At 68.2% G+C, this 626-nt stretch carries 1 protein-coding gene; it reads left to right on the top strand.

Going from position 1 to position 626, the window contains the following annotated elements; genetic code table 11:
- Positions 1-626: GH39 family glycosyl hydrolase (locus tag ACLF3M_RS35385; protein ID WP_430661711.1), on the top strand; the 626-nt coding region annotated here is incomplete at both ends.

A 626-nucleotide genomic window follows, 5' to 3' on the forward strand; every position in this document is an offset into this window, starting at 1 on the left:
CGTCACGCCGAGTTCGGCGTCGTTGGCGTCTTCGATGCGGATTGGCTCACCGACAGACGGTACACGCGCCTGCTCGACACGCTGGCAGCCTCGCCCGGCGCCGTGGCCGGCGTCAGGGTCTTCGGCATCCTGAACGCCGGCTCGCGCGAGGACGATTTCCCGACGGCCTCAGGAGGAACCTGGACCGATCCGCAGGCCGCTCCCGATTTCACCGTCGCGCTCAACTGCCTCGAGCCACTGGTACGGCGTGGCCTTGTGCCATTCCTGCCGTTGACTTTCTTCCCGCCTGCCGTGTCGCCCTCGCCGATCGAGCCACCCTCCTCGTTCGCTGCCTGGCAGGTGCTTGTCCGTGCCTTCCTCGATGCAGCCGCGGCTCGCTTCGGCACGGCGGAGATCGCAGGCTGGTCCCTGGAAGTCTGGAACGAGCCGAACATGCCGCCATTCTGGCGCGGCAGCTTCGAGGCCTACCTCGAGCTCTACCGCGCCACGGCACTGGCTGTGCGCCAGTCGGGATATCGCGTGAGGCTCGGCGGGCCTGCCATCGGCTGGGTGCCGGACACTGGTGGCCGGGCGCTCATGGAACGCTTCCTGCTATTCCTGCGTGGGGAGCCGGATCTGCCCTGCGA

It is taken from the genome of Falsiroseomonas sp. HW251 (genome assembly GCF_050563545.1).
Classification (GTDB): Bacteria; Pseudomonadota; Alphaproteobacteria; order Acetobacterales; family Acetobacteraceae; genus Falsiroseomonas.